This window comes from Nonomuraea sp. B10E15 (genome assembly GCF_039871615.1).
Taxonomy (GTDB): Bacteria; Actinomycetota; Actinomycetes; order Streptosporangiales; family Streptosporangiaceae; genus Nonomuraea.
In genome coordinates, this window is record NZ_JBDPMB010000002.1 from 653,341 (window position 1) to 678,546 (window position 25,206).

Genomic DNA, 25,206 nt, shown 5'->3' on the forward strand with positions numbered 1-25,206 from the left:
CTCAGAGCCCGGCGGGCGGTCATCGGTAGGCGAGTGCCTGGGTGAGATAGAGGTCGGCGTAGTCGCCACCCGCCGTGAGCAACTCGGCGTGGCTGCCCTGCTCCACCACCTGCCCATGGGACAACACCGCGATGTGGTCGGTCATGTGCACGGTCGAGAACCGGTGCGAGACCAGAACGGTCACCGCGCCCCGCTCGGTGAAGTCGCGGGTCTGCTCGGCGTACAGCTCGAAGAGGTCGTGCTCCGCCTGCGGGTCGAGCGCCGCCGTGGGTTCGTCGAGGACGCGCAGCAGCGGAGTCTCACGCATGAGGCCACGGGCGAGTGCGACGCGCTGCCACTGGCCGTGGGAGAGTTCGGCGCCGCCGAAGGTCCGTCCGAGCTGCGTCCGCAGGCCGTCGGGAAGGCTCTCCACGATCCCGCCGGCGCCCGCTCGCCGCAGCGCCAGCCCGATCCGGGCGGTGTCGTCGATCCTGGACAGGTCGCCGGCGCCGACCGAGTCGGCCACTGGGGTCTGCAGCTTGAGGAAGTCCTGCAGCGTGCCGGTGCACCCGGCCGCCCATCCGGACGGATCGAAATCGCGCAGGTCGACGCCGTCCACCAGGATCGTGCCCGAGGTGGGCCGGTACACCCCGATGAGCAGCTTGATCAAGGTGGACTTGCCCGCGCCGTTGATGCCCACCAGGCCCAGCGTGCAGCCGGCGGGGATGGTGAGGTTCACGTGGTCGAGCACCATCGTGTCCGTTCCCGGATAGGTGAAGCAGACGTCGCGCAACTCGATGCCGGCGGTCAGCTGGGCCGGCACGGCCGTCCCCGCAGGATGTACGCCGTGTTCGGCGGCGTAGGTGAGGAGCCAGTGATGGTGCTCGGCCACCCGGCCGCCGTCGGCGACCAGGGCGATGGACTCGACCGCGCTCTGCTGCTGCTGCCGTAGCTGACCGGCCAGCGAGATGATCAGCACCGCGTCGCCGGGAGTGGCCTGGCCGCGGGCCAGGAGCAGCCCCACGACCAGCAGCGCGCCGGCCAGCATGGAGAAGTAGAGCGCCCAGGCGCCGATCTCGCCACCGAGCCCGCGCAGCCGAGCCCTGGCCTCCAGGTCGGCCGCCTCCTCCCACAACGCGCGCGCGTGCCGGTCCAGCTCCGCGCCGTTGCCGGAGATCCAGACCTCCTTGGCGGGGTCGGGGTTCAGGCAGAGGTCGTGCAGCCTGCTCTCGCGGCGCAGCGACTCGGCCGTGGCGTCGAGCGCCTGCCGCTGCATCCGCATGGCCCGGTTGGCCAGAGGCAGGATCGGCACGGCCGCCACCGCCAGGAGCGCGAGCGCGGGATGCACCTGGATGAGCAACCACAGGCTCAGCCCGATCCCGGCGAGGGTGGAGGCCGTGTGCGCCGCCGCCCACCCGGTCTTCGACAGCGCCAGCGTGCCGCGGCGCAACATGGCGATCCGGTTGAGGAAGTCCGCCCGCTCCAGGTGGGTGATGGTCGAGATCTTCGCCGCTGCCTCGGTGATCTCCTGCTCCAGCGCCAGCTGGATCCGGTCGCGCAGATCATTGCGCAGGTTGTGGGTGAAGCGCCAGCCGATGAGCTGCAGCGCGTGGGCGGTCATCCCCAGCGCGACCGCGGCCAGCAGCCCGCCGAGCAGGTGGGCGCCGGCCGCGTCGACCAGATGCCGCTGGGCGTAGGCGATGCCGGCGGCCATCCCGGCCTGCAGCAGCACGAGCACGCCCACCGTGATGCTCACGCGGCGGTCCGCGCGCAGGCCCAGCGCCAGGGTGTGCCGCGCCATCCGGGCGCTGTCCCGCAGTGTCATCGCGCCTCCTCGCCGCCCTCGCGAGCGACGGCTCCCTGCTCGGAATCGACGGCCCCGGCACCGTCGGCCCGGCTGTCGGCGGCTCCGTTGCCGGTGGCCCTGTCGTCGCCGGCCGTGGGCCTGTGGAATCTTGACGCCTGGAGCAGGAAGAGCCGGGTGTACTCGCCGCCTAGCCGCATCAGGTCGTCGTGGGAGCCCTCCTCGGTGATCCGGCCCTCCCGCAGCAGGACAATGCGGTCGGCGGGACGCACGGTGGAGAGCCGGTGCGAGATCAGCACGACCGAGGCGTCCCCGACCGAGCCGATCACCTGCTCGTGGAAGCGGGCCTCGGCCTTGACGTCCAGGTGTGCGGTGGGCTCGTCCAGGACCACCAGGCGCCGCCCGTGCTCCACCGCGTAGAGTGCCCGGATCGCGGCGAGCTTCTGCCACTGCCCGCCCGACAGGTCACGGCCGTCGGCGCCGGTCCGCCACAGTTCGGTGTCGAGCCCCGATTCCAGCCGGTCCAGCACCGGCTGCGCGCCGCCCTCCCGTACCAGCTCCAGGAGTCTTTCGTCGTCGGCCGGCGCGGCTTCAGGAGCGGCCAGCGTGATGTTGTCGCGCGCGGTGAGCGGGTAGTGGACGAAGTCCTGGAACAGCGCCGTCATCCCGCGCCGCCACGCCGTGGCATCCAGCGAGCGAAGGTCTGTGCCGTCGGCGGTGATGCGGCCCTCGGTGGGCTCGTACAGGCCGGCCAGGAGCTTCACCAGCGTGGTCTTGCCCTCCCCGCTGGCTCCGACGATCGCCAGCCGCTCGCCGGGGCGGATGGTCAGGCTCAGCCCTCGCAGCACGGGCACGGAGGCGCCCGGGTACCGGAAGGACACGTCCTCGAACCGCACCAGGGGCGCGGGGCCGTCAGGGGGAGCGCTTTCCCGAGGGGCGTGCCGATCCGGGCCGGTCAGGTCCTCCAGCTTCCGCAGCGCCGTCACCGCGGTCCTGCCGTAGTCGATGTCGTACGACTCCCCGCCCATCGCCGAGATCGCGAGGATCCCCCAGACCGCCACCAGGCACTGCGACAGCTCGGCGATGCTCAGCGCCCCGGCCCACGCGGCGAGCCCGGGGACCAGCAGGCCCAGTCCAGCGCACAGCGCCGCGAGCAGGAACGTGGCCTTCTGGCTGCGCAGCACGCGCCGGCGGGTTCGCCAGTGGCCGGCCTCCCACGCGTGGTGCGCCGCCAGACGCCGCTCGCTCACCCACCCCGCCAGACCGAACAGCCGGACCTCCTTGGCCGCGTCGGACCCTGCCGCCAGGTCCGCCCAGAAGTCGACCTTGCGCCGCTCGGGGGTCGCCGCGTCCTTGACCGCCTCCAGATGCATCCACTGCCGCCGGGTGATCGACCGGATCAGCACAGACAGCGCCAGCAGCACCACCGCCAGCACGGGGAAGTACGCGGCCAGCACCGCCGCCATCGCCACCGCCGACATCGTTCGCGCGGTGATCTCCAGTTGGCCCACGGCAGCGGCACCGGGAGAGCGTATCCGCCAGGTGAAGCCCTGGTCGCCGGCGCGCACGGCCACGTCGTGGAACTCCGGGTCCTCCAGGTGGGCGATGCGATCCGGGCGCAGGGCGATTCGCCGTACCCGGGAGCGCACCACACCGTCGATGCGCCTGCTCGCCGACGCCTTCAGCGCCCACGCGAGGACCTCGGCGGCCTGCCTGGCCAGCATCGCGGCCGCGAACCCCGCCACCGGCCACACCAGCGGTAGCAGGCCGGCCTCGGGAGACGCCGCCGTCATCGCATGTACCGCGTGGCTGGCGAAGATGGCGGTCAAGGGGGCCGCGGCGACCGAGGTGGCCACCGTCGCGCACAGGGCGGCCAGCGTACGTGGGCGGCTGAAACGTAACAGCGCCAGCAGGCGTCTTCGTTCGTCGAAGGTGTCCTGGATCCGGGCCAGGCTCAGATCGCGCCAGGAGAATCTTGGATAGGCCGGCTGCGTGTCGGTCACCGTGTCTCGCCGTCCCCCAGGTCGACAGTCGGGGTGATCTTCACATGGGCCGCTCCATAGGTCAAGAAATATTCATACGGCGTTAGATATGCAGCGTGGAGAGGCGGGGTCGCCGGACGACACTCCAGCGGCCCCCGCGCTATCGCAGCAGTTCGCCCGCGACGGACCCGGCGGCGGTGGCGTCCAGCCGGCCGTCGATCACCGCCGTGACCACCCGCCTGGTCAGCGTGTCCTCGACGATCAGCGGCCGGTCCCAGGCCAGGGCCTGGCCCACCCCCGGATACTCCTCGACGCGCACGAACCAGGGGTCGTCGCCGTCCTGCGCGAACACCAGCGTCCAGTCCCGCCCGTCCGGGTCGGTGCCGGACATGGCGACCCAGCGGTCCCGGCTGCCGTGCACCGCCCGCTCGTCCCCCGGCACCGTGGCCCTGGCAGTGGAGGCGCCGGGCGCGCGCCAGAAGAAGCCGCCGTATCCCGCGCCCGCGCGGCCCTTGGTGGCCGAGCTGTTGATCTCCAGCGGGGCTCCGGTGAGGTTGGTGAGCGTGAACGCGAAGTCCAGGGCCCAGGCGTCCTGGAGCGGCCGTACGGTGACCGCGCGCTCCTCGCGGGCCATCAGCCTGCCGCCGGGCCCGATCCACTCCAGTTGCTCGACGAAACCGCCGTCGTCGAGCCGCGAGAACGCCACGTGCCGCTGGACGCCGTGGTCGTCGAGCCAGGTGGGCCCCTGGTCCCTGACGTAGGTGCGGCCGCCCCAGAAGTTCGCCCCGCCCAGGTCGGCGATGGCCACACCGGCGCCGAGGTGGTGGACGTGGTCCTCGGGCCTGACCTCGGTGACCTCGACGCCGCCCAGCGTACGCACCCGGTGCAGGTAGGGGCGGGGGGAGTCGGTCACCGGCAGGTCGGGCCGCGTCTTGTAGCGGGCCACCGGACGGTCGCCGGCCAGCAGCTCCACCCGGGTCCACGGCACGTCCAGCTCGGAGTAGAGCGCCAGCCGCTCGGCGCTGCGGGCGGTGAGGCCGGCGACGCCCGGCAGGACCCGGCGCACGACCGCGCCCTCGCCGTCCCGCTCGACCTCCTGGTGCCGCTCGGCGATCGGCTGCGGCTCGGGCGCCAGCCGCACCGCGTCCAGCACCTGGGTGAACCTCTCCGTACGGGCCAGCGGGACCAGCAGCGGGGTCCCCGTGCGCACGTGGTCGAGCAGGTTGTCCAGCAGGTCGGTACGGTCGTACACGGTGGTCGTGACCGACCCGTCCGGCAGCTCGACCCTGACGCTGTCCTGCGTGTAGACGAGCGTGGCCCGGCCCGCGTCGCCGTGCACCACCAGATACGGCTCGTGCCGCTCCGGCGCGCACAACGACACCGCGACGGTGAGCACGAGGCCGTCGTCGAGGCGGATCCGCACGCAGGACGTGTCGTCCGACTCGATCGTGTTGGCGCGGTAGAGCTCGGTCTCGATGTCCGCGATCGGGCCGTCCACCAGGGCCAGGGCGGTGGCCACGGCGTGCGCGAACGGGTTGGTGAGCGCGCCGTCCACCACGTCGGCGCCGTCCAGCCGGCGCCTGCCCGACCATGCCGAGCGGGTGAAGTAGGAGGCGGGACGCTCCCAGGCGCCCGCGCCGCCGATGCCGCGCACCCGCCCGATGCCGCCGCTCGCGATCAGCTCGCGCAGCGCCGGGATCGCCGCGGAGCCGAGGGACTGGAAGCCGACCTGGCAGGCCAGCCCCGTCTCCGCGACCGCGGCGGCGATCTTCCGGTGCGCCTCGGGTGTCGCCGCGGGCGGCTTCTCCAGCAGCACGTGCGAGCCCGCGTGCAGCGCGGCCACCGCGAGGTCGGCGTGGGTGTGGATCGGCGTGCAGATGATCGTGATCTCCGCGCCGGTCTTCGCGATCAGCTCGCGCAGGTCGGACGACTGCAGGGGCGAGCCGAAGCCGACCTCGACCGGGCGCACGTCGCAGATCCCGGCCAGCTCGGCCACGCCGGAGTCGGACAGCAGGTGCAGTTGACGCAGGTGGTGCCGGCCGTGCCCGTGTGCTCCGGCCAGCACGATTCTCGCCGCCGCCATCACGACCACCTCAGCCCCAGCCCGGCGTGCGCGCCCGCGCGGAGGGCGCCGCCGGAGATCTCCACCGGGTACGGCTCCGCCAGCAGCCCGAGGGCGGCGAACGAGGCGTCCTCCACGTCCTCCACCATGGCGGGCAGCGGCAGGGCCAGCGCGAGCTGCCCCGACATCTCGCTCAGCAGGTGCGGGTAGACCGGCACGTCGTACGTCCTGGCCAGCTCCACGACGCGCAGGAACGGCGTGATGCCGCCGACCCGCGCCACGTTCGGCTGGACCACGTCGCACGCGCCGGCCGCCAGCAGGTCGCGGAAGCCGTACGCGGTGTAGACGTTCTCGCCGACGGCGACCGGCACGTCGGTGGAGCGGCGCAGCTCCACGTGCGCGGCCACGTCGTCGGCGGGCAGCGGCTCCTCGATCCAGTGCAGGTCGAACGGGCGCAGCGCGGCGAGGGCCCGCCGCGCCCGATGCAGGTCCCACCGCTGGTTGGCGTCGATCATCAGCAGCCGGTCGGGGCCGATCACCTCGCGGACGGCGGCCACCCGCGCCACGTCCTCGGCCAGGTCGGGGCGGCCCACCTTGATCTTGACGCCCCGGTAGCCGGCCGCCACCCAGCGGCGGGCCTGCGCGACCAGCTCCTCCAGGGGGTAGTGCAGGTTGACGCCGCTGCCGTAGACCGGGACCTCGTCGCGCCGCCGTCCGAGCACGCCGGCCAGGTCGCGCTCACCGCAGCGCAGGTCCCACAGCGCCAGGTCGACGCCGGCCAGCGCGACCGTGGTGATCCCGCCGGGGCCGGCCTCCCGCAGGTGCCGCCAGAGCCGGTCCCACACCACCTCGGGGTGCGGGTCGAGGCCGATCAGCGCCTCCCGGAGGTCGTGGTCGAGCAGCGCCTTGACGGCGTGCGCGCCGATCTGCGGCGTCCACGAGAAGCCGCTGCCGGTGCGCCCGTCCGCCAGCGTGACGTGGGTGACGATCACGTGGTTGGCCGGCACGTCCGCGCCCCAGGGACGGGGCAGCGGGACGCTGCGCAGCTCGGTACGCAGCTCGGTGACGGTCATGACGCCACCAGGTCGAGACCGGTCTTGATCAGCGCCTCCAGCTCCTCGAGATGCTCTGCGGTGACGTCAACCAGCGGCGGGCGGACGCCGCCCACGTCCAGGCCGCGCAGCCGGACTCCGGCCTTGACCAGCGAGACCGGGTAGCCGGGGACCTTGCCGCGCAGCCGTACGAGGGGGGCGTAGAACTCCGTCAGCAGCCGCTCGTCGCCGTTCAGGTAGGCCGTGGCGATCTCCGGCGCGAACGCGAACACCGCGCTGGAGTAGAGCTCGACGCCGATGCCCCGGTAGGCGGGCATGGTCAGCTCGGCCGTCGGCAGCCCGTTGAAGAACAGGAACCCGGGGAACCTCTCGCGCACGGCCAGCACGGTGCGCTGCATCCTGTCGATGTCGCCCAGGCCGTCCTTGAGCCCGATCACCCCGGGGATCCCGGCCAGCTCGACCACGGCGTCGGGCTCCAGCACGACCGTGCCGCGCTGGTAGATGATCACCGGCAGCTCGGCGGCGATCGCCGACACGTACGCGGTGTAGCCGTGCCCCGGCCCCTGCGCCAGGTACGGCGGCATGAGCAGCAGCCCGTCCGCGCCCGCCTCCCTGGCGGCCCGCGCCTGGCTCAGCGCCGCGCCGAGCGGGCCGCCCGCGCCCGCGAACACCGGCACCCGGCCGCCCACGGCCTCGGCCGCCACCCGCACCGCGCGGGCGTGCTCGGACTCCGACAGGGCGGAGAACTCGCCGGTGCCGCAGGCGGCGAAGACGGCGCCCGGGCCGTGCTCCATGCGCTGGGAGACGTGCTCGGCCAGCACCTCCTCGGCGAGCCCGCCGCCGGCGTCGAACGGGGTCACGGGGAAGAACAGCACACCGCTGAGATTCATCAGACGTCCTTGAGTTCGGTGCGCCAGCTCCGCTTCGGCTGCCAGCCGAGCAGGCGCTCTGCCTTGGTGGTCGAGAAGGCGGGGGAGGCGCCGGTGAGCCCGGCCGCGAGCTGCTCGGTGCCGGGCACGACCTGGGGGAGCAGCTCGGCCAGCGGCTTCCTGGCCAGCGCGTCGGCGGCGCCGGCGAAGAAGACCTCGCCGTTCGGCAGCTCCGGCAGGGCCTGGGCGAGCACGGCGATCATGTCGGCGGCGTCGCGGGAGTCGATGTAGTTGAACAGCGAGACGCCGGCGAGCTCCGGCCGGTCCAGCCGCTCCTTGACGGTGTGCCCCGACTGGGTCGGCGCGCCCGCCCACTCCTCGGGCGGGATGACGAAGCACGGCCGGACCGCGGCCATCCTGGTCGTCCCGGCCACGGCGAAGGCCCTCATCGTCTGCTCGGCCGCCACCTTGGACAGGTTGTAGGCGTTCCACGGCCGCACGGGGTGTTCCTCGTCGATCGGCAGGTACGCCGGCGCCCAGCCGCCGGGGGCGCCGTACCCGAGCACGGTGGGGCTGCTGGCCACGACCACGCCGGCCACGCCGAGCGCCACGGACGCCTCGCAGACGTTGAACGCCAGCTGGGTGTTGATCTTGTAGATCACCGACTCCGGGCGGCTGAAGGGGGTGGCGATCGCGGCCAGATGGATCACCGTCTCCGGCCGGAATCGGGCGATCGTCTCGAACGCCTCTCCCGTGTCGGTGAGGTCGGCGGGTAAGGTGGCGGCGGCCTCACCTGGGGTTCCTGGGGCGCGGTCCACGCCGACGACCTCGTGCCCGGCCTTCGCGAGCGTTGTGACCACGCTGCGGCCGAGGCGTCCTGCGCTTCCGGTGACGAGGACTCTGCTCACCGTGAGGGGCTCCTTCAAGACTGCAAACAGTTGCACTAAACCTTTGTGTCAGGAAGGCCAGGGCGTCAAGAGGTGATTTCGTGGCCAGCTGTCTAGCTGGGGTTTTCTGGTTGCTCAGGGTGCGGGATAGTACAGCAAGCGCTTTCATCTGCCCCATGGCCTCTGCAAGCGGTTGCGTTAGGGTGTGCGATTGTGACTGTGACGATTCGTGATGTGGCCCGGGCCTCCGGCGTGCATGTATCGACCGTGTCGCGGACGTTCTCCGCGCCGCACATGGTGAACGCCGCCACCCGCACGAGGGTGCTGACGGTGGCCGAGGAGCTCGGATACCGGCCCAACCGGGCGGCCAGGGCGCTCACGACCGGGCGCACCCACAATCTCGGCCTGATCGTGGCCGACATCGCCAACCCGTTCTTCCCGCCGCTGATCAAGGCCGCCCACGCGGCTGCCAGGCAGCGCGACTACCACCTGTTCGTGGCCGACACCGACGAGGAGCCGGCCGCCGAGGAGGAGCTGGTGCAGGCCTTCTCCAAGCAGGTGGACGGCGTGGTGTTGTGCAGCCCGCGCTCGTCCAACAAGGCGCTGGAACGGCTGGCCGAGCGGGTGCCGTTCGTGGTGATCAACCGGCGGCTGCGGGGGGCCGCCACCGTGCTGATGGACGTCGGCCACGGCGCCAGGCTGGCCGTCGAGCATCTGTCCGGGCTCGGGCACCGCCGGGTGGCGCTGGTGTCCGGTCCCGCCGGCTCGTGGACGAGCGCGGAGATCCGCGCCGCCGCCGAGCAGGTGCCGGGCGTGGAGCTCGCCGTCATCGGCCCCAACGCGCCCACCGAGCGGGGCGGCTTCGCCGCCGCGGGCCGGGTGCGCGACGCCGGGGTGACGGGCGTGCTGGCCTACAACGACCTGGTCGCGATCGGGCTCATCGAGGGCCTCGCCGATCTGGGGCTGAGCGTGCCCGCGGACGTGAGCGTCGTGGGGATCGACGATATCGTGCCCGGACGGCTCAACCGTCCCAAACTCACCACGGTCGCCATGCCCACCGCCGCGGCGGGGCGGCTCGCGGTCGATCTGCTCATCCAGGAGGTGAGCGCCACCACCTCGTTGGAGACCCGGCTGGTCGTGAGGGACTCCACGGCTGCTCCGCGTTAGCGGAGGGCTGCAAACGGTTGTACTAAACGAGGGCCAAATTCATCTGACTTCTGTTGAGGCCAACTCGCTGAGCAGGGCAAACACGTCAACGATATATCGGTAACGGCTAGGTAACGGCTGCAAAGGGTTGACGCTCCTTTCCCGCCAGCTATAGGAAAGCGCTATCCAGTACCAATCTCGCCGGAGGGTTCTTGATGAGGAGTGAGTTCCGTCATGGCTGACTCGGTGGCGGTGAGGCCCCGGGAGGCGGTGACCGGACCCGCGCGTGGTGGCGGACACCGCTCCACGAAACGCTCCCGTCGCGAGGCGCGGGCCGCCTATCTCTTCCTGGCCCCCTGGTTCGCCGGCCTGCTCGTCATCACGATCGGCCCGATCCTCGCCTCGCTCTACCTGTCGTTCACCGACTACAGCCTCCTGGAGGAGGCCAAGTGGATCGGCTTCGACAACTACGTCAAGATGTTCACCGAGGACCCGAGGTACATCTCCTCGCTGAAGGTCACCACGATCTACGTGGTCGTCTCGGTGCCGCTGCAACTCGCCTTCGCACTCGCGCTGGCCCTGGTGCTCGACCGAGGGCTGCGCGGCCTGGCGATCTACCGCTCGATCTTCTACCTGCCCTCGCTGCTCGGCGGCAGCGTCGCGATCGCGATCCTCTGGCGCAAGGTCTTCGGCGCCGACGGCCTGGTCAACGCGCTGCTCGGGGCATTCGGCATCCAGGGCCCCGGCTGGGTCGGCCACCCCGACTACGCTCTCGGCACGCTGATCATCCTGCACGTGTGGACGTTCGGCGCCCCAATGATCATCTTCCTGGCCGGGCTGCGCCAGATCCCCAGCAGCTATTACGAGGCCGCCGCCGTCGACGGCGCCGGCCCGCTGCGGCAGTTCAGGGCGATCACGCTGCCGCTGCTGACGCCGATCATCTTCTTCAACCTGGTGCTCGAGATCATCAAGTCGTTCCAGTCGTTCACGCAGTCGTTCATCGTGAGCAACGGCACCGGCGGCCCCGCCGACTCGACGCTGTTCTACACGCTCTACCTCTACCTGAACGGATTCAGGGACTACGACATGGGCTACGCGGCCGCGATGGCGTGGGTCCTGCTGCTCATCATCGCCGGGCTGACCGGGGTGAACTTCCTCGCTTCCAAGTATTGGGTCTTCTATGGCGACACCAAGTAGGCCGCTTCCGGTTCTGTTCCGCCCGCTCAAGGGCGGACGGGTGGTCAAGCACCTCCTGCTGATCGGCTTCGGCGTGATCATGCTCTATCCGCTGCTCTGGATGGTCTCCAGCTCGCTCAAGCCGGAGGAGCTCATCTTCCGGCAGCCCGGCCTGCTGCCGAACGAGGTCACGCTGGAGAACTACACCGAGGGCTGGACCGCGCTGAAGCACCCCTTCGGCTACTACCTGTGGAACTCCGCGGTCATCACCGCGCTGTCGGTGGTGGCGAACCTGGTGGCCTGCTCGCTGGCCGCCTACGCCTTCGCGCGGCTGAACTTCCCGCTGAAGAAACTCTGGTTCACGATCATGCTGGGCACGATCATGTTGCCGCACCACGTGGTGATCGTGCCGCAGTACATCATGTTCTCCGAGCTGGACCTGATCAACACGATCTGGCCGCTGGTCATGCCGAAGGTGCTGGCCACCGACGCGTTCTTCATCTTCCTCATGGTGCAGTTCATCCGCACCCTGCCGAGGGAGCTGGACGAGGCGGCCGAGATCGACGGCGCGGGCTACTGGCGCATCTTCATCAGGGTCGTCATGCCGCTCTCGCTGCCCGCCCTGGCCACCACCGCGATCTTCACGTTCATCTGGACGTGGAACGACTTCCTCAGCCAGCTGCTCTATCTCAACAACCCGGACAACTTCACCGTCCCGGTCGCGTTGCGGACGTTCCTGGACTCTAGTGGAGAGTCGTCGTGGGGCCCTATGTTCGCCATGTCGATCATCGCGCTCGGCCCGATCTTCGGTTTCTTCCTGGCCGGGCAGAAGTACCTGATCCGTGGTGTCGCCACCACGGGACTGAAGTAGCTCCTCCACCCCCCAACCCAGAAGACCCCCTAGGAGGTAGAGCCGTGAGCTCTGGCAAGAAGATGTGGTCTGCGGCCCTGCTCGCCACCGCCGTGCTGGCGGTCACCGCGGCCTGCGGCAGTGACAGCGGCGGCGAGAGCGCCGACGGCAAGGTCAAGGTGCGCTTCTCCTACTGGGGCAGCGACGCGCGGCAGAAGATGACCGAAGAGGCGATCAAGAAGTTCGAGGCGAAGAACCCGAACATCGACATCGAGGGCGAGTTCTCCGACTTCGGCAGCTACTACGAGACGCTGGCCACCAAGGTCGCGGGCAACGACGCGCCGGACGTCATCACCATCGAGATCCGCGGCCTGCGCGAATATGCCGAGCGCGGCGCGCTGGCCGATCTCGCCGGCAAGGTCAACACCGCCGACATCGACGCCAAGGTGCTGGCCACCGGCAGCCTCGACGGCAAGCAGTACGCCATCCCCACCGGCGTCAACGCCTTCAGCCTGGTCGTCAACCCGGACCTGGTCGAGAAGAACGGGCAGAAGCTGCCCGACGACACCACGTGGACCTGGAAGGACTACGTCGACCTGGCGACGAAGATCACCGCCGAGAGCGGCGGCAAGGTCTTCGGCACGCAGCAGAGCTTCAACCCCGGCTACCTGCAGATCTTCGCCGCCCAGCGCGGCGAGGAGTTCTACCAGGGCAACAAGCTCGGCATCTCGCCCGACACGCTCAAGGCGTGGTGGGCCAACATGCAGAGCCTGATCAAGTCCAAGGGCACCCCCGACGCCGCCAAGAGCGTCGAGATCGGCGCCCAGAGCGTGGACCAGTCGCTGCTCGGCACCAACACCGGCGCGATGGGCATGTGGTGGAGCAACCAGCTCGGCGCCATCAACAAGGCCTCGGGCCAGGACGTCAGCCTGCTGCGGATGCCGAAGGCAGAGGGCGCCACCACCGGTGGCATGTTCCTGCAGCCGGCGATGCTCTACACCGCCTCGTCGAAGACCGAGCACCCGGCCGAGGCCGCCAAGTTCATCGACTTCATGATCAACGACCCCGAGGCGGGCGAGATCATCCTGAGCGACCGCGGCCTGCCGGCCAGCTCCAAGGTCCTGGCGGCGGTCAAGGACAAGCTGCCGGACACCGACATCAAGACGCTGGACTTCATCGACGAGGTCAGGAGCGAGCTGTCGGACCCGCCGGCCGCGCCGCCCAAGGGCGCCAGCGCCATGGAAGACATCCTGACGCGGTATTCGGAGGAGGTCCTCTTCGGCAGGATGACCCCCGACGACGCCGCACAGAAGTTCCTGACCGAGGCCAACGCCTCGATCGCGGGCTGATCCTTCGCACCAGAGGAGAGACATGAAGTACGCGTTCGTCGGGCTCGGGCACCGCGCGCAGATGTACGTCGACGCGCTGCTCGGGGAGTGGCGCGACGCCGGCACCATCGTCGCCCTGTGCGACACCAACCGCACGCGCATGGACTACTACGCCGAGCGGATCGGTGCCCAGGTGCCGCGTTTCACGCCCGCCGAGTTCGACAAGGTGCTCGAGCTCGCCGACGCGGTCATCGTCACCACGGTCGACGCCGCGCACGCCCGCTACGTGTGCGCGGCGCTCGACGCCGGCAAGGACGTCGTCGTCGAGAAGCCGCTCACCGTCGACGCCGAGGGTTGCGCGGCCATCGCGGCGTCGGCCGAGCGCAGCAGCGGCAAGCTGATCGTCACCTTCAACTACCGCTACTCGCCGCGCAACTCCGCCGTGCGCCGCATCCTCATGGACGGCGCGATCGGCGAGGTGACCTCGGTGCACTTCGAGTGGACGCTCGACACCATCCACGGCGCCGACTACTTCCGCCGCTGGCACCGCGACAGGGACAGCTCGGGCGGCCTGCTCGTGCACAAGTCCACCCACCACTTCGACCTGGTCAACTGGTGGCTGGGGGCGGCCCCGGCGCTCGTCTTCGCGCAGACCGACCTGCGCTTCTACGGCGCCGAGAACGCCAGGAAGCGCGGGCTCGACCCGCGTCCAGAACGCGGGCAGGGCGCGCCCGGCCTCGGCAGCGACCCGTTCATCCTGGACATCTCCGCCGACCCGCGCCTCAAGCGCCTCTACCTCGAGGCCGAGCACGAGGACGGCTACGTCCGCGACCAGGACGTCTTCGGCGAGGGCGTCACCATCGACGACAACATGTCCGTGCTGGTGCGCTACACCAACCGCGCGATCATGACGTACTCGCTGCACGCCCACGCACCCTGGGAGGGCTACCGCGTGGCCTTCAACGGCACGGAGGGGCGGCTGGAGCTGGACGTCGTCGAGCGGGAGTGGACGCCGCCGCACGCCGCCATCGACCCGAGCGCCGCCTCCAAGGAGCACGCGTCGGGGGCGTGGGAGCGGCTCACGCTGCGCCGCCACTGGAGCCGGCCTGAGGAGGTGCCGATCGAGACCGGGGCCGGCGGGCACGGCGGTGGTGACCGTCTCCTGCTCGACGACGTCTTCCGTGGCCCCGGCGACGACCCGCTGGCCAGGCAGGCCGGCTACCGCGACGGCATCCGCAGCGTGCTGACGGGCGTCGCGGCCACCATGTCCGCCCGCACCGGGGCCCCCGTGGTCCTGGAGGACGACGGCACGCGTGTTCGCTGAGCTGGCGGAGATCGCCGCGGCGCAGCGCGGGCTCTACCCCGTGCTCGGGGGGCCCGAGCTGCGCGCGGCGGCCCGTGCGGCGATGGGGGTGCTCGACCTGACCGCCCGCGACGTGCGGGTCGAGCGCACGTGGACCGACGGCGACCTGGCGGGCGAGGAACTGTCCTGGTCGGTGGGGTTCGGGCCGCGCACCCGCGCGTTCCTGCTGCGCCCGCGCGACGCGGACGGGCCGCTGCCCGGGGTGGTGGCGCTGCACTGCCACGCCGGGATGAAATGGGCCGGCAAGGAGAAGATCGCCGACGGTCCCGAAGGGCCGTCGCCCGAGGTGAGCAGGGTGCGGCAGGACCTGTACGGCGGGCGCGCGTTCGCCAACGAGCTGGCCCGCCGGGGCTTCGCGGTGCTCGCGCACGACGTGTTCGTCTGGGGCAGCCGCCGCTTCCCGCTGGAGACCGGGGACGGCCCGGAGAGCGAGGCCGACCGCTACGACCGGGCCGCCGTCGCGCACGAGCACGTCGTGGCCAAACACTGCGCGATGCTCGGCACGTCGTTCGCGGGCGTGGTCGCGGGCGAGGACCTGGCCGCGGCGGCGTACCTGCGTTCCCGGCCGGACGTAGGGCCGGTCGGGTGCGCGGGACTGTCGGGCGGCGGGCTGCGCGCCGGGCTGCTCGGCGCCTTCGACCCGCAGGTGCGGGCGGTCGTCGTCGCCGCGATGATGTCCTCCTACCGCGACATGCTCGGCGGGCACGTCGCCAGGCACACCTGGATGTTCTACCCGCCGGGCCTGCCCCGCCTGGGCGACTGGCCCGACCTGGTGGCCGCCCGCGCACCCGGACCCCTCATGGTCCAGTACGCCCTGCGCGACGACCTGTTCCCCGAGCCGGGGATGCGGCGCGCCCACGCCACGATCGGCGAACGTTACCGCGACGCCCAGGAAGCGTACGAGGCGGTGTTCGCCGACGTGCCGCACAGCTTCGACGTGCCCATGCAGGAGCGGGCCTTCGACTGGCTGGCCCGCCGGTTGGCGGGCTGACGGACGGCCGCCGCCCGGCCTGCCACGGGCGGCGGCGCTCCTGCCACGTGCGGTGCTAGTCGGACTTCTTCCAGGTGGCGATGAGCTTGTCGTAGTCGAGCGTCTCGGGCTTGCCGCGCTCGTCGGTCAGCTTCGGCGCGGGGGCGCCGGGCTGGTCGTACCAGTACTGGGCGTCACGCTCGGGGTTGAGCTTCGGCGCGCACTGGCCGCCGTAGCCCTCCCGCTCGCGCGAGAGCCGCTCCAGCCGGGACAGGATGTCGTCCTGCTGCTTGGCCAGGTTGTCCATCGACTGCTGCGGTGTGGTCTCGCCGGTCACGGCCGTGGCCACGTTCTGCCACCACAGCTGGGCCAGTTTGGGGTAGTCGGGCACGTTGGTGCCGGTCGGGGTCCACTGCTTGCGGGCCGGCGAGCCGTAGAACTCGATGAGCCCGCCGTACTTCTTGGAGTTCTCGGCGAAGTAGTCGCTCCTGATGTCGGAGTCGCGGATGAACGTCAGCCCGACGATCGACTTCTTCAGCGACACGGTCTTCGACGTGACGAACTGCGCGTACAGCCAGGCGGCGGCCCTGCGCTCCTCCGGCGTGCTCTTCAGCAGCGTCCACGAGCCCGCGTCCTGGTAGCCGAGCTTGTTGCCCTCCTTCCAGTACGCCCCGTGCGGGCTCGGCGCGATGCGCCACCTGGGCGTGCCGTCCTCGTTGACCACGGACAGCCCGGGCTTGGTCATGTCGGCGGTGAACGAGGTGTACCAGAAGATCTGCTGGGCGATGTGGCCCTGGGCGGGGACCGGGCCCGCCTCGCTGAAGTTCATGCCCGCCGCTTCCTTGGGGGCGTACTTCTTGAGCCAGTCGACGTACTTGGTGAGCGAGTAGACCGCCGCGGGCCCGTTGGTGTCGCCGCCGCGCGTGACGGACGAGCCGACCGGGCGGCAGTTCTCGACCCTGATGCCCCAGTCGTCCACCGGCAGGCCGTTGGGGATGCCGGGGTCGCCGTTGCCCGCCATCGACAACCACGAGTCGGTGAAGCGCCAGCCCAGCGACGGGTCCTTGCGGCCGTAGTCCATGTGGCCGTAGACCTTCTTGCCGTCGATGGTGCCGTCGCCGTTGACCTTGTTGGTGAAGAAGTCGGCGATGTCCTCGTAGGCCGCCCAGTTGACCGGAACGCCGAGGTCGTAGCCGTAGGCGTCCTTGAACTGCTTCTTGATGTCGGGGTCGGTGAACCAGTCGTAGCGGAACCAGTAGAGGTTGGCGAACTGCTGGTCGGGCAGCTGGTAGATCTTCTTGTCCGGGCCGGTGGTGAAGCTGATGCCGATGAAGTCGTCGAGGTCGAGCGTGGGCGAGGTGACGTTCTTGCCCTCGCCGGCCATGTAGTCCGACAGCGGGAGCACGTAGTCGCCGCGCGAGTGGGTGCCGATGAGGTCGGAGTCGTTGACGTAGGCGTCGTAGATGTTCTGGTCGCCCTGGATCTGGGTCTGCAGCTTCTCGATGACGTCACCCTCCTGGATCAGATCGTGCTTGATCTTGATCCCGGTGAGCTCGGTGAACGCCTTGGCGAGCTGGCGCGACTCGTACTCGTGCGTGGTGATCGTCTCGGAGACCACGTTGATCTGCATGCCCCGGTACGGGGCCGCGGCCTTCATGAACCACTCCATCTCGGCGAGCTGCTCGTCCTTGCTCAGCGTGCTCGGAGTGAACTCGTCCGACACCCACCGCTGGGCGGCGGCCCGGCCGTCGGCCTCCTTGAAGTCGCTCGTGGGCTTGTCCGCGCCCTGCGTGCAGCCGGCCACCACCAGGATGAGCGCCGCCGCTCCCATGGTCGCGGACCTCGTCGTCCGTCGCCTCATCGTCTGACTCCCTTTCCGTTAGCCCCATATGCCGATCGCGACCGCCACGAGCAGCGCGCAGCCGAGCGCGAGCCACATGGACAGGTCGGTGATTGCGATCCAGCCCGCCAGCACGACGGCGGCGCTGATCAGGCCGATGTAGAGCCGGTCGCCGCGATCGGTCTCGATGCGCAGGAAGCCCCGCCTGGCCACGGGAGGCGAGATGCGGCCCCAGACCGTCATGGCGATCAGCAGCACGGCGAGGCCGGCGAAGACCAGGGCCGTGGGGACGGTCCAGACCATCCAGTCGAGCACGGCTACACCCTCCCCATGGCGAAGCCCTTGGCGATGTAGTTGCGGACGAACCAGATGACGATCGCGCCCGGCACGATCGTCAGCACTCCAGCGGTCGCCAGCAGGCCCCAGTCGACGCCCGCCGCGCTCACCGTCCGCGTCATCGTCGCGGCGATGGGCTTGGCGTTCACCGAGGTGATGGTCCTGGCGATCAGGAGTTCGACCCAGCTGAACATGAAGCAGAAGAACGCGGTGACGCCGATGGCCGAGCGGATCATCGGCAGGAATATCCGGACGAAGAAGCGCGGCAGCGAATAGCCGTCGATCGCGGCGGTCTCGTCGATCTCCCGGGGAATTCCCGACATGAAACCCTCGAGAATCCAGACGGCGAGCGGCACGTTGAAGAGCATGTGAGCGATGGCCACGCCGAGGTGCGTGTCGAAGAGGCCGACGCTCTGGTAGATCTGGAAGAACGGGAGCAGGAACACCGCCGGCGGCGCCATCCGGTTCGTGAGCAGCCAGAAGAACAGATGTTTGTCACCGGCGAACCGGAAACGCGAGAAGGCATAGGCCGCGGGCAACGCCACGATGAGCGACATCACGGCGTTGAGCGCGGTGTAGATGATGGAGTTGAGGTAGCTCGAATACCACGACGTCTCCCCGAAGAACGTGGCGTAGTTGTCGAACGTCACCCGTTCGGGGATGAGCGAGAAACTGCCGAGGATGTCCTCGTTCGGCCGGATCGACATGCCGAACATCCACAGGATCGGCAACATGAGCGTGGCCACGTAGAGCCAGAAGACCGTGCGCGCCCACGGGAGCCGTCTCATCGGTTCACCTTCCCGACCTGGTCAGCACGGTGAAGAAGACGTAACAGAGGATCTGCACGAACAGGAAGTAGAGCAGCGAGAACGCGCCCGCCGGGCCCAGGTCGAACTGGCCGACCGCGATCTTCGACAGCAGGATGCTCAGGAACGACGTCGCGTTTCCCGGGCCGCCGCCCGTCACCACGAACGGCTCGGTGTAGATCATGAAGCTGTCCATGAACCTGAGCAGGATCGCGATCGTCAGCACCCCGCGCAGCCTGGGCAGCTGGATGTGCCGGAAGGTCGCCCACGCCGAGGCCCCGTCGATCTGCGCGGCCTGGAAATACGGCTGGGGGATCGAGCGCAGCCCCGCGTACGCCAGCAGCGCCACCAGCGGCGTCCAGTGCCACACGTCCATGACCAGCACGGTGAGCCAGGCGTCGGTGGAGTCGAGCGTGTAGTTGAAGTTGACGCCGAGCACGTTGTTGATCGCCCAGCCGCCCAGCCCGATGTCGCCGCGGGCGAAGATCTGCCAGATCGTGCCCACCACGTTCCACGGGATGAGCAGCGGCAGCGCGACCAGCACCAGCGCCACCGACACCGACACGCCGCGGCGCGGCATCGCCACGGCGATGGCCACCCCGAGCGGGATCTCGATGAGCAGCACCTGCGCCGAGAACAGCAGCGTGCGCACGAACGCGCCGCGCACCTCCGGGTCGCGGGCGATCTCGCGGAACCACTCCAGGCCGACGAAGATGCGCTCGCTCGGGCTGAAGACGTCCTGGACGGAATAGTTGACCACGGTCATCAGCGGGATCACCGCCGTGAACGCCACGGACACGACCACCGGCAGGACCAGCCACCACGCGCGGTTGTTCTTGGGCCTCGGGTCCACCCGGGCGTCCCTCGCCTCCTCGGCCGGAGGGGGCGCGGGTTCGGCGGGGCCGGCCGGGTTCGGCGCGACGGTGGTCTGGTCGGTCATGCCGGCCCCCTTCCGTTCAGCGGCGCGAGGGAGCCGCACCTGACCTCGTCGCGGAACAGGAACGTCCGCTCCGCGGGGAAGTGGAGGAACACGGCCGCGCCCGGCTCGCAGGCGGAGCCCGCCCCGGTCTTGGCGATCACCGGGTGCTCGCCGACCCGGATGTGCACGAGGTCGTACGCGCCCATGCGGTCGGTCCCGGTGACCGTGGCGGACGCGCCGGGTGCGGCGTCAGGCCCGGCGATCCTGACGAACTCGGGCCGCACCCCGATCCTGACCGGTCCCGGCGGCAGCCCGTCGGGCGCGGCGCCCACGTCGGTGGCGCCGACGCGTACGACGCCGCCGTCGATCTCGGCGGGCACCATGTTCATGCCGGGCGAGCCGATGAAGTGCCCCACGAACTCGTGCGCCGGCGACAGGAACAGCTCGGCCGGCGGGCCGGCCTGGACGATCGCCCCGTCGTTGAGCACCACGACCTCGTCAGCGAAGGTCAGCGCCTCGGTCTGGTCGTGCGTGACGTAGATCAGCGTGTGGCCGGTGTCGCGGTGGATCTCCTTGAGCTTGCTGCGCAACGTCCACTTGAGCGCCGGGTCGACCACGGTCAGCGGCTCGTCCAGCAGGACCGCCGCCACCTGTGGGCGCACCAGGCCGCGGCCCAGGCTGACGATCTGCTGGCGGCCCGGGTCGAGCCGGCGCGACCTGCGGCGCAGGACCTGGTCGAGGCCGAGGAGCTGGGAGACCTGGCGGACGCGCTGGTCCACCTCTTTCTTGGGAAATTTCCGGTTGCGGAGGGGGAAGGCGAGGTTGTCGTAGACCGACATCTCCTCGTACAGGACCGGGAACTGGAAGACCTGCGCGATGTTGCGGCCCGCCGTCGGCACGCCGGTGACCTCGCGGTCGCCGAACCAGATCCGCCCCGCCGTGGGCGTGATCAGGCCGGAGATGATGTTCAGCAGCGTGGTCTTGCCGCAGCCGCTCGGCCCCAGCAGCGCGTACGCCCGGGAGCTCTGCCACGTCCAGGTCATCGGCTTGAGCGCCCACGTGCGGCCGCCGTCGTAGCTGTGTCCCACGCCTTCGAGGCGGATGTCAGCCATGCAGGTCGACCTCCGCGGCGCTGGTGGCGAGCAGGCGCCCCCCGGACTCGTCGAAGACGAAGACGTGCGCCGGGTCCACGTAGGCGACCGTGGACTCGCCCGGCGTGAAGAGCTGGGTGCCCTCCAGGTGGGCGACCAGGTGGAGGCCGCCTCGGAGCAGCAGGTGCAGGAACGTCGCGCTGCCGGTGACCTCGGCGAGCCGGATCTCGGCCGGCAGTTCGAGCGCGGCTTCGCCGTTGGAGGTGAGGCTGACCTGGTGGGGGCGCACGCCGAGCATGACCCGGTGGCCGTCGGCGTGGGCGCGGGGCGCGGGGAACGACGTGCCGAGGCATTCGATGCGGCCGTCGCGTACGACGCCGGGCAGCAGGTTGAGCGGCGGGTCGCTGAGCGTGGCCGCCACGTCCAGCGTGGGCGGGTGGGCGTACATCTCGGCCACCTCGCCGGTGTGCCGGACTTTGCCCTCGCCCAGGACCACGGTCGGCGCGGCGAACGTGAGCGCCTCGTTCGGGTCGGCGGTGGCGTAGAGGACGACGCCGGGGGAGTCCGCGAACATGGTCTTCAGGTCTGCGCGGAGTTGTTCGCGCAGCTTGAAGTCCAGGTTGGCCAGGGGCTCGTCGAGCAGCAGCACGTCGACGGGGCGGGCCAGGGCGCGGGCGATGGCGGTGCGCTGCTGCTGGCCGCCCGACAGTTCGGAGGGCCGGCGGTCGAGCAGCCCCGCGATGCCCATGAGCTCGGCCACCTCGCGGACCCGCCGGTCGATCCCGTCGCGGCGGAACTTCGGGTCGAGGCGGAGCGGCGAGGCGATGTTCTCGTAGACGGTCAGGGACGGGTAGTTGATGAATTGCTGATAGACGAAGGCGACCGAGCGTTTGCGCACGGAAATGCCGGTCACGTCCTTTCCGCCGACCACCACCCGGCCGGATTCGGGCGGCAGCAAACCGGCTGCGACGCGCATTAGTGTCGTCTTTCCCGCGGTCATGGGGCCGACGAGGGTGGTCATTCCATTCGGTAATTCCAGGTGAATGTCGTCGAGCCAGGTCTCCCCGCGCCGCCGCACGAAGACGCCATCGAGTATCAGCGTCACGGTGCCCGGTCCTCTCTGCCGGCGCATGATCAGTTCCTTTGCTCTCCATCTAACATGATCCGGTTGTGTGTGCAAAGAGGGCAGTTGCTAACACAGTTAATGGTGGGGCTGTTGTGCGTCACGATTCGAGTCCGAGATAGCGGTGAACGGCCGGGCCTATCGCCTCGACGACTTCTTCCCTGGTCAGCGCGACCATGGGAGGGATGGCCAGAACATAACGACATAGGGCCATTCCGAGTATCTGCGCGGAGACGAGTCCTGCCCGGACCGGAGCGCCCCCCGGGTCGCCGGTCAGAGCGGCCGCGACGGGAACGAGTTGTGCGACGAAGACGGTGCGCATGCGCTCGGCGGCCGCCGCGTTCGTGACGCCCGTGCGCAGCAGGATCTGCAGGGTCTCGTCGGACTCCCAGAGCTCCAGGAAGTGGCGTACGAGCGCGGTGGCGACCTCGCCGGACGGCGTGCCGAGCAGGTCGGGCAGGTTCAGGTGGATGGCGCACGCCGCCGCGAACAACCGGTCCTTGCTGCCGAAGCAGCGCATGACCTGGCCCGGGTCGACGCCCGCGTCGGCGGCGATGGCCCTGATCGTGGCCCGCTCGTAGCCGTCGGCGGCGAACCGCTCGCGGGCCGCGGCCAGGATGATCGCCTTCGTCTCGCTGGATGATCTCCTCATGCCAACAACTGTAGGCCAACAACTGTTGACAAGCGCGGCGGTCCTCCTTAATGTCAACATGTGTTGGCCTACGAACGTTGGCTCTCCTGAGGAGGAGAAATGATCGACACAGAGGTGCTCGTCGTCGGCGCCGGCCCGGTGGGGCTGGCCACCGCCGTCGTCCTGACCCGGCTCGGCCACGACGTGGTGGTCGTCGACGGGCAGGCCGAAGGCGCCAACACCTCCAGGGCCGCCGTCGTGCACTCCCGCACGCTGGAGCTGCTGGAGCCGTACGGCGTCACGCCGGCGCTCGTCGAGCGCGGGGTGCGCACGCCCCGCTTCACCATCCGCGACCGCGACCGGCTGCTGGTGCCGGTGCCCTTCGACGGGCTGCCCACGCCTTACCCGTACACGCTGATGATCTCCCAGGCGGACACGGAGGCGTACCTGCTGGCCCGGCTGAAGGAGCTGGGCGGCGAGGTGCTGCGGCCCGTGCGGGTGACCTCGTTCGCGCAGGACGCCGGCGGTGTCACCGCCGCGCTCGACGACGGGCGCTCGGTGCGGGCCGCCTACCTGGTGGGCGCCGACGGCATGAACAGCCTCGTACGCGAGCAGTCGGGCATCGCCTTCGGCGGCGGCACCTACGCCGAGTCATTCACCCTCGCCGACGTGCGGCTGAGCGGCGGCGTGCCGCCCGACGACGTCATCCTGTACTTCTCGCCCGAAGGCCTCGTGGTGGTCGCGCCGCTGCCCGACGGGCTGCACCGGATCGTGGCCACCGTGGACGAGGCGCCGCACGAGCCCGGCGTGGAGTTCGTGCAGCGGCTGCTCGCCACGCGCGGGCCCGAGGCCGTGCCCGCCGTGGTGGAGGAGGTGGTGTGGGGATCGCGCTTCCGCGTCCACCACCGCATCGCGCAGACGTACAGGAAGGGGCGGGTGCTGCTGGCCGGCGACGCCGCGCACGTGCACTCGCCCGCAGGCGGGCAGGGCATGAACCTCGGCATCGAGGACGCCGTCATGCTGGGCGAGACGCTGTCGGAAGTGCTCGGAGGCGGCTCGCCCGACCTGCTCGACGGCTACGCCGCGGCCCGCCGCCCCGTCGCCGAGAAGGTGGTGGGGCTGGCGAGCCGCCTGACGAGGCTGGCCACCATGAGCGCGGCCAGGCGGCCGCTGCGCAACCTCGTGCTGCGGCTGGCGGGCCGGCTGCCCGCCGTGCGGCGCCGGCTGGCCTGGCAGCTGTCCGGCCTGGACCGGCGCTGACCGCCGGCCTCCGCCGCACGGCGAGGACGTGGCCTTTCACGGCATCAGGCGGACTCAAGGACGAAGAACAGGAAACACACGAAGGAGTCCGAGGGCTTGTCCGCGAAGACGTCGGGGAAGAGCTCGCGGGCGCCCGGCGCGGGGGGTGGCTCGCTCATGACCGCGATCCGGAAGCCCGCCGCGGTGAAGGCGTCGGTCATCGCGTGCAGCGGCCGGCCATAGAAGCGCATCAACGCGGTGTGCCCGCCGAGGGTCCATTCCTCACGAGCCTCGCGGACCCCGAAATAGCCGCCGCCGGAACGGGCCGCCTCCAGGAAGTCGACGAACGGGTGATTGACGGACACGAGCAGCCGGCCGCCGGGCGCCAGCACCCGCCGCAACTCGGCCAGCGGCGCCGTCCAGTCCTCCAGGTAGTGCAGGACCAGGGACGCGACCACATCGTCGAACGCGGCGTCGGGGAACGGCAGCGGCTCGCCCAGGTCGGCCAGGTGCAGGTCCGCATCATCGCCGAGCCGCCGGCGGGCCAGCTCCAGCATCTTGGCGCTGGAGTCGAAGCCCGTCACGACGGCGCCCCGGTCGCGCAGCGCCGCGGACAGCGGGCCGGAGCCGCAACCGGCGTCGAGGATCCGCCGGCCGGCCACGTCACCGGCCAGGTCGAGCATCGCGGGCCGCTCGTAGTAGGCGTTGAGCAGGCTGGTCTCGTTCTCGGCCGAGTACGCCTCGGCGAAGCTGTCGTAGTCGTTGGGCGCCGCCCGCTCCGCGCCCTCGGAGACAGGACGGATCCACGACGGCTGCGTGGGAGCCGGGATGTCCGACGGCCCGGCGGAACTTCTGGAAGCGAAAGCCATACGGGCGATCCTGGCACGCCCGGCCCGTCCACCGCCTAAGGGAGGATGGAGTCCACGTAGCCGCCGTCCACCCGCACCGCCGCGCCCGTCGTGGCCGAGGCGAGCGGCGAGCTGAGGTAGGCCACCATGTTGGCGATCTCCTCGGGCTCGATCAGGCGCTGCAGCAGCGACTGCGGCCGGTGCCGCAGCATGAACACCCGTTGCGCCTCCTCCCACGGCAGCTCCCTGCTCACCAGCTGGTAGACGAAGTCCTCCACGCCCTCGGTGTGCGTCGGCCCCGCGATCACGGAGTTGACGGTGACCCCGCTGCCCGCCGCCTCCTTGGCGAACCCCCTGGACACGGCCAGCAGCGCCGTCTTGCTCATGCCGTAGTGGATCATCTCGGCGGGGATCGCGACGGCGGAGTCGCTGGCGATGTACTGGACCCGGCCCCAGCCCCGCTCCATCATGCCCGGCAGGTAGGCGCGGGTGAGCCGGACCGCGGCCAGCACGTTGACCTCGAAATAGCGCCGCCACTCGTCGTCGCTGATCTCCAGCGCCGGCTGCGCGCCGAAGATGCCCAGGTTGTTGACCAGGATGTCGACCTGCGGCAGCACGCTCAGCACCCGCTCGCACCCGTCGTCCTTGGACACGTCGCCCGGCGCCGCGACCAGGTCGCCCTCCATCCGCTTGACGACCTTGGCGACCGAGCCCTCGCCCCGGCCGTTGATCCCGACCCGGGCGCCCGCCCGCGCCAGCACGGCGGCGATGGCCGCCCCGATTCCCTGCGTCGACCCGGTGACCAGCGCGGTCTTCCCGGTGAGATCGATGTGCACGATTCCGCACCCCCTTGCTGCCATTCTCGGCGATCGGTCTTCCGCGGGCACGCACCGGCTCCGGCGCCG

Annotated in this window: 22 protein-coding genes; 7 read left to right on the forward strand and 15 right to left on the reverse strand. The window is 70.5% G+C overall.

The genetic code is table 11. The annotated features are described in order from the left end of the window. Nucleotides 1-19 precede the first annotated feature (19 nt). The 6 genes from ABGB14_RS11965 to ABGB14_RS11990 all read right to left on the reverse strand — a co-directional run bounded on the left by ABGB14_RS11965 (nt 20) and on the right by ABGB14_RS11990 (nt 8,656). Complete coding sequence (locus tag ABGB14_RS11965; RefSeq protein WP_347643670.1) at nt 20-1,804, reverse strand: ABC transporter ATP-binding protein; 1,785 nt, start codon at nt 1,802-1,804, stop codon at nt 20-22. Further along, nucleotides 1,801-3,786, reverse strand: a complete 1,986-nt coding sequence (locus ABGB14_RS11970; protein WP_347643671.1) for an ABC transporter ATP-binding protein — start codon at nt 3,784-3,786, stop codon at nt 1,801-1,803. Before ABGB14_RS11970 ends, ABGB14_RS11965 begins: the two co-directional genes overlap by 4 nt. Before the next feature lie 139 nt (nt 3,787-3,925). Continuing rightward, nucleotides 3,926-5,848 carry a DUF6807 family protein gene (locus ABGB14_RS11975; protein ID WP_347643672.1) on the reverse strand — a complete coding sequence of 641 codons (1,923 nt, stop codon included), beginning with the start codon at nt 5,846-5,848 and terminating at the stop codon, nt 3,926-3,928. Then, nucleotides 5,848-6,900 carry a mandelate racemase/muconate lactonizing enzyme family protein gene (locus ABGB14_RS11980; protein ID WP_347643673.1) on the reverse strand — a complete coding sequence of 351 codons (1,053 nt, stop codon included), beginning with the start codon at nt 6,898-6,900 and terminating at the stop codon, nt 5,848-5,850. Before ABGB14_RS11980 ends, ABGB14_RS11975 begins: the two co-directional genes overlap by 1 nt. Next, nucleotides 6,897-7,769: a 5-dehydro-4-deoxyglucarate dehydratase gene (locus tag ABGB14_RS11985; protein ID WP_347643674.1), complete on the reverse strand. Its 873-nt coding sequence runs from the start codon at nt 7,767-7,769 to the stop codon at nt 6,897-6,899. Before ABGB14_RS11985 ends, ABGB14_RS11980 begins: the two co-directional genes overlap by 4 nt. After that, nucleotides 7,769-8,656 (reverse strand): NAD(P)-dependent oxidoreductase, encoded by an 888-nt coding sequence (locus ABGB14_RS11990; protein WP_347643675.1) that lies wholly within the window; start codon nt 8,654-8,656, stop codon nt 7,769-7,771. Before ABGB14_RS11990 ends, ABGB14_RS11985 begins: the two co-directional genes overlap by 1 nt. A 192-nt stretch (nt 8,657-8,848) precedes the next feature. Here ABGB14_RS11990 and ABGB14_RS11995 point away from each other — a divergent pair, with 192 nt between their 5' ends. The 6 genes from ABGB14_RS11995 (at nt 8,849) to ABGB14_RS12020 (ending at nt 15,489) form a co-directional block, all read left to right on the forward strand. Further along, on the forward strand, nt 8,849-9,802 hold the full coding sequence (locus ABGB14_RS11995) for a LacI family DNA-binding transcriptional regulator (RefSeq protein ID WP_347643676.1): 954 nt from the start codon (nt 8,849-8,851) through the stop codon (nt 9,800-9,802). Nucleotides 9,803-10,015: 213 nt separating this feature from the next. After that, nucleotides 10,016-10,978 carry a sugar ABC transporter permease gene (locus tag ABGB14_RS12000; protein WP_347643677.1) on the forward strand — a complete coding sequence of 321 codons (963 nt, stop codon included), beginning with the start codon at nt 10,016-10,018 and terminating at the stop codon, nt 10,976-10,978. Further along, nucleotides 10,962-11,828 carry a carbohydrate ABC transporter permease gene (locus tag ABGB14_RS12005; protein ID WP_347643678.1) on the forward strand — a complete coding sequence of 289 codons (867 nt, stop codon included), beginning with the start codon at nt 10,962-10,964 and terminating at the stop codon, nt 11,826-11,828. Before ABGB14_RS12000 ends, ABGB14_RS12005 begins: the two co-directional genes overlap by 17 nt. Before the next feature lie 44 nt (nt 11,829-11,872). Further along, nucleotides 11,873-13,156, forward strand: coding sequence for an extracellular solute-binding protein (locus tag ABGB14_RS12010; RefSeq protein WP_347643679.1), 1,284 nt, complete (start codon nt 11,873-11,875; stop codon nt 13,154-13,156). 22 nt (nt 13,157-13,178) lie between these two features. Then, the gene (locus tag ABGB14_RS12015; protein ID WP_347643680.1) at nt 13,179-14,459 is read left to right on the forward strand and encodes a Gfo/Idh/MocA family oxidoreductase; all 1,281 of its coding nucleotides are present in this window, start codon (nt 13,179-13,181) and stop codon (nt 14,457-14,459) included. Further along, the gene (locus ABGB14_RS12020; RefSeq protein ID WP_347643681.1) at nt 14,449-15,489 is read left to right on the forward strand and encodes a hypothetical protein; all 1,041 of its coding nucleotides are present in this window, start codon (nt 14,449-14,451) and stop codon (nt 15,487-15,489) included. Before ABGB14_RS12015 ends, ABGB14_RS12020 begins: the two co-directional genes overlap by 11 nt. Nucleotides 15,490-15,544: 55 nt before the next feature. Here ABGB14_RS12020 and ABGB14_RS12025 read toward each other — a convergent pair whose 3' ends face one another. From ABGB14_RS12025 to ABGB14_RS12055, 7 genes are all read right to left on the reverse strand, one after another. Then, a complete protein-coding gene (locus ABGB14_RS12025) occupies nt 15,545-17,329 on the reverse strand; it encodes an ABC transporter substrate-binding protein (protein WP_347643682.1) in 1,785 nt (594 codons plus the stop codon). 18 nt (nt 17,330-17,347) lie between these two features. Beyond that, nucleotides 17,348-17,623 carry a DUF2160 family membrane protein gene (locus tag ABGB14_RS12030; protein WP_220446759.1) on the reverse strand — a complete coding sequence of 92 codons (276 nt, stop codon included), beginning with the start codon at nt 17,621-17,623 and terminating at the stop codon, nt 17,348-17,350. 2 nt (nt 17,624-17,625) lie between these two features. Further along, complete coding sequence (locus tag ABGB14_RS12035) at nt 17,626-18,432, reverse strand: carbohydrate ABC transporter permease (RefSeq protein WP_347643683.1); 807 nt, start codon at nt 18,430-18,432, stop codon at nt 17,626-17,628. Nucleotides 18,433-18,436: 4 nt separating this feature from the next. Continuing rightward, nucleotides 18,437-19,390, reverse strand: a complete 954-nt coding sequence (locus ABGB14_RS12040) for a sugar ABC transporter permease (RefSeq protein WP_347643684.1) — start codon at nt 19,388-19,390, stop codon at nt 18,437-18,439. Further along, on the reverse strand, nt 19,387-20,481 hold the full coding sequence (locus ABGB14_RS12045; protein WP_347643685.1) for an ABC transporter ATP-binding protein: 1,095 nt from the start codon (nt 20,479-20,481) through the stop codon (nt 19,387-19,389). The genes ABGB14_RS12040 and ABGB14_RS12045 overlap by 4 nt, the downstream gene beginning before the upstream one ends. After that, nucleotides 20,474-21,592, reverse strand: a complete 1,119-nt coding sequence (locus ABGB14_RS12050) for an ABC transporter ATP-binding protein (protein WP_347643686.1) — start codon at nt 21,590-21,592, stop codon at nt 20,474-20,476. The genes ABGB14_RS12045 and ABGB14_RS12050 overlap by 8 nt, the downstream gene beginning before the upstream one ends. 91 nt (nt 21,593-21,683) lie before the next feature. Beyond that, nucleotides 21,684-22,235, reverse strand: a complete 552-nt coding sequence (locus ABGB14_RS12055) for a TetR family transcriptional regulator (RefSeq protein WP_347643687.1) — start codon at nt 22,233-22,235, stop codon at nt 21,684-21,686. 99 nt (nt 22,236-22,334) lie between these two features. Here ABGB14_RS12055 and ABGB14_RS12060 point away from each other — a divergent pair, with 99 nt between their 5' ends. Continuing rightward, nucleotides 22,335-23,474 (forward strand): FAD-dependent oxidoreductase, encoded by a 1,140-nt coding sequence (locus ABGB14_RS12060; RefSeq protein ID WP_347643688.1) that lies wholly within the window; start codon nt 22,335-22,337, stop codon nt 23,472-23,474. Nucleotides 23,475-23,518: 44 nt separating this feature from the next. Here the strand turns inward: ABGB14_RS12060 and ABGB14_RS12065 are convergent, their stop codons facing one another. Both ABGB14_RS12065 and ABGB14_RS12070 read right to left on the reverse strand, forming a co-directional pair. Further along, nucleotides 23,519-24,322 carry a class I SAM-dependent methyltransferase gene (locus ABGB14_RS12065; protein WP_347643689.1) on the reverse strand — a complete coding sequence of 268 codons (804 nt, stop codon included), beginning with the start codon at nt 24,320-24,322 and terminating at the stop codon, nt 23,519-23,521. Between the two features lie 35 nt (nt 24,323-24,357). Next, on the reverse strand, nt 24,358-25,137 hold the full coding sequence (locus tag ABGB14_RS12070; protein ID WP_347643690.1) for an SDR family oxidoreductase: 780 nt from the start codon (nt 25,135-25,137) through the stop codon (nt 24,358-24,360). Between the last annotated feature and the right edge of the window lie 69 nt (nt 25,138-25,206).

Bases quoted from the DNA above. Each gene is read 5' to 3' on its own strand.
- ABGB14_RS11965 (WP_347643670.1), bottom strand. From the start codon at position 1,804: ATGACACTGCGGGACAGCGCCCGGATGGCGCGGCACACCCTGGCGCTG.
- ABGB14_RS11975 (WP_347643672.1), bottom strand. From the start codon at position 5,848: ATGGCGGCGGCGAGAATCGTGCTGGCCGGAGCACACGGGCACGGCCGG.
- ABGB14_RS11980 (WP_347643673.1), bottom strand. From the start codon at position 6,900: ATGACCGTCACCGAGCTGCGTACCGAGCTGCGCAGCGTCCCGCTGCCC.
- ABGB14_RS11985 (WP_347643674.1), bottom strand. From the start codon at position 7,769: ATGAATCTCAGCGGTGTGCTGTTCTTCCCCGTGACCCCGTTCGACGCC.
- ABGB14_RS12000 (WP_347643677.1), top strand. From the start codon at position 10,016: ATGGCTGACTCGGTGGCGGTGAGGCCCCGGGAGGCGGTGACCGGACCC.
- ABGB14_RS12005 (WP_347643678.1), top strand. From the start codon at position 10,962: ATGGCGACACCAAGTAGGCCGCTTCCGGTTCTGTTCCGCCCGCTCAAG.
- ABGB14_RS12015 (WP_347643680.1), top strand. From the start codon at position 13,179: ATGAAGTACGCGTTCGTCGGGCTCGGGCACCGCGCGCAGATGTACGTC.
- ABGB14_RS12025 (WP_347643682.1), bottom strand. From the start codon at position 17,329: ATGAGGCGACGGACGACGAGGTCCGCGACCATGGGAGCGGCGGCGCTC.
- ABGB14_RS12035 (WP_347643683.1), bottom strand. From the start codon at position 18,432: ATGAGACGGCTCCCGTGGGCGCGCACGGTCTTCTGGCTCTACGTGGCC.
- ABGB14_RS12040 (WP_347643684.1), bottom strand. From the start codon at position 19,390: ATGACCGACCAGACCACCGTCGCGCCGAACCCGGCCGGCCCCGCCGAA.
- ABGB14_RS12045 (WP_347643685.1), bottom strand. From the start codon at position 20,481: ATGGCTGACATCCGCCTCGAAGGCGTGGGACACAGCTACGACGGCGGC.
- ABGB14_RS12050 (WP_347643686.1), bottom strand. From the start codon at position 21,592: ATGCGCCGGCAGAGAGGACCGGGCACCGTGACGCTGATACTCGATGGC.
- ABGB14_RS12055 (WP_347643687.1), bottom strand. From the start codon at position 22,235: ATGAGGAGATCATCCAGCGAGACGAAGGCGATCATCCTGGCCGCGGCC.
- ABGB14_RS12060 (WP_347643688.1), top strand. From the start codon at position 22,335: ATGATCGACACAGAGGTGCTCGTCGTCGGCGCCGGCCCGGTGGGGCTG.
- ABGB14_RS12065 (WP_347643689.1), bottom strand. From the start codon at position 24,322: ATGGCTTTCGCTTCCAGAAGTTCCGCCGGGCCGTCGGACATCCCGGCT.